Origin of the sequence: Variovorax sp. YR634, assembly GCF_900106655.1 — a bacterium.
Taxonomy (GTDB): Bacteria; Pseudomonadota; Gammaproteobacteria; order Burkholderiales; family Burkholderiaceae_C; genus Variovorax.
The window spans coordinates 1-1,955 of the sequence record NZ_FNOL01000056.1 but is presented as its reverse complement, the minus strand read 5'-3'; the positions used below and the strand labels follow the sequence as shown (position 1 = coordinate 1,955).

Sequence of the window (1,955 nt, the reverse complement as noted above, 5' to 3'; positions counted from 1 at the left end):
GAGAGATTCACGATCTTGAAGAAGCCCGAGTTCAGGATGTAGAGATTGCCGAAGCGCTCGCCCGCCTGGTAGATCGTGTCACCCGTGTGCACCACACGGCGCTGCGGCTTGAGTTGCTCGGCAAGCAGCTTCAGCGTATCGCCGGTGCTCCGGTCCGCGCACTCCCGGCCGATGGTCGGCAGGACCGGTGTGGTCTTCGAGGAAGTGGCGGTATTGAGCATCTGGACTCCTTGGTGATCTGTCGCGTGTCGATGGATGGATGCTAGGAAGCCCTCGGCAACGCAATGACAACGGTCGGAATCGGTGGGTAACGCTCGGTGAATGAAGTGTGTCCGGCGTGTATCAACCGCATTCGGCGTGCTGCAAGTCGCACGAGGCCCGCTCCGTGCTTTGACCTGCATCAAGTCCGCAACCGTTGGCGTCCCTAACCTTGGCGAGTCACACATTGACCATTGCCATGCCCCTTTCCAACAACGCCCGCAGTCCCGAGGCCGAGCCGCAGCTCTCTCCACTGAACGTGGCGAGCCTGCTGTGCCACGCGCGCATCCTCCAGCGCGCCTCGCTGGACGGGACCACCCGCCAGCTGCTGCGCGGCAAGAACCTGGGGCTGCTGTGCGAAACGCAGCCCGACGAGGCTCAGGCGCTGTTCCGTCGCGCGGCGGAGGCATTGGGCGCCCACGTAGCCGTCATGCGCTCGAGCCTGTCGTCCGCGAGTACGCCGCAGGAAGTGCAGCACACCGCCCGCATGCTCGGCCGCCTCTATGAGGCCGTGGAGTGCCAGGGCCTGGAGCCCGTGCTCGTTCAACAGATCGGCCAGCATGCCGGGATTCCGGTCTTCGATGGCGCTGCCATGCGAGGCCATCCGGCCGAGCAACTGGCCGGGCTTCTCGGAGACAAGACCCCGCTGGCCGACAACCGGTGCTTCGTGCTCCAGGCCCTGCTGCTGGACGCCATCGCCTGAGCTGCCGGGCCCGAGGCAACTGCCCTTTCATTCATTCACCGCAAGGAATCTTCATGAAGACCGATACCCAATTGCGCAACGACATCCAGGCCGAGCTGACCTGGGCGCCCGAGGTCAAGACCTCCGACGTCGGCGTGATCGTCAAGGACGGCGTGGTCACCCTCACAGGCCACCTCGCCAGCCACGCCGAGAAGTACGCCGTCGAGCGCGCCGTGCAACGCGTGCATGGCGTCAAGGCGCTGGCCGTCGAATTGACGGTGAAGCTGCCCTTCGACAACCAGCGCACCGATGCCGACATAGCCATGGCGGTCGAATGCGCACTCGACTGGAACGCGCTCGTTCCCGACGACAAGATCCACCCCCTGGTGGAAAGCGGCTGGATCACGCTGGCTGGCGAAGTCGAGTGGGGATATCAGCGCAGCGCCGCCGAAAGCGCAGTGCGCGACCTGATGGGGGTGACCGGCGTGTCGAACCTCGTGAAAGTCAAGCCGAAGGTGAGCCCCGCCGACGTCGAGAAGAAGATTCACGACGCGCTTTCGCGCCAGGCCGACCGCGAAGCCCGCAAGCTTGCCATCACGGTCAACGGCTCGCAGGTCACGCTGCGCGGCACGGTCCATTCCTGGACCGACCGCGATGCGGTGCAGGGTGCCGCATGGGCCACGCCAGGCGTCACAGTGGTGGTGAACGACCTGCTGGTGGACGCCTGAGGCGGCAACGCCCGGGCTGTCTTTTGAGCGAGTCCTGCCGTGAATGCCGCACTGCCGCCACTCGAACTGGAGCAACGCAACATCCCCGGGCCCGGCTCCGGGGGAACAGGGTATCGCGCGGGGGCGCAATTCGCGGTAGCTGCGGGCGGTCAAGCGCATTGCAGCCTCCCCTGCGCACTTACGCCCCAGTGGCCTCAGTGCGACATCAGCACGGGCAGAGTCATCCACTGGAGCATGGACAGCGTGGCGCCGCCCATCACCCATTCGCGCGCCCGGCTGTGGCCGTA

2 protein-coding genes and 2 pseudogenes are annotated in these 1,955 nt (G+C 65.6%); 2 read left to right on the top strand and 2 right to left on the bottom strand.

Translation table 11 applies throughout. The annotated features are described in order from the left end of the window. Positions 1-221, bottom strand: a pseudogene (locus tag BLV60_RS33820) (cyclic nucleotide-binding domain-containing protein); the annotation flags it as partial. Between the two features lie 236 nt (positions 222-457). On the opposite strand from BLV60_RS33820, the gene BLV60_RS33815 reads away from it, so the two are divergent. Both BLV60_RS33815 and BLV60_RS33810 read left to right on the top strand, forming a co-directional pair. Then, a complete protein-coding gene (locus BLV60_RS33815; RefSeq protein WP_093060163.1) occupies positions 458-961 on the top strand; it encodes a Rossmann-fold NAD(P)-binding domain-containing protein in 504 nt (167 codons plus the stop codon). 53 nt (positions 962-1,014) lie between these two features. Continuing rightward, positions 1,015-1,668 carry a BON domain-containing protein gene (locus BLV60_RS33810; protein WP_093060161.1) on the top strand — a complete coding sequence of 218 codons (654 nt, stop codon included), beginning with the start codon at positions 1,015-1,017 and terminating at the stop codon, positions 1,666-1,668. 194 nt (positions 1,669-1,862) lie between these two features. Here BLV60_RS33810 and BLV60_RS34810 read toward each other — a convergent pair. Further along, positions 1,863-1,955, bottom strand: a pseudogene (locus BLV60_RS34810) (universal stress protein); the annotation flags it as partial.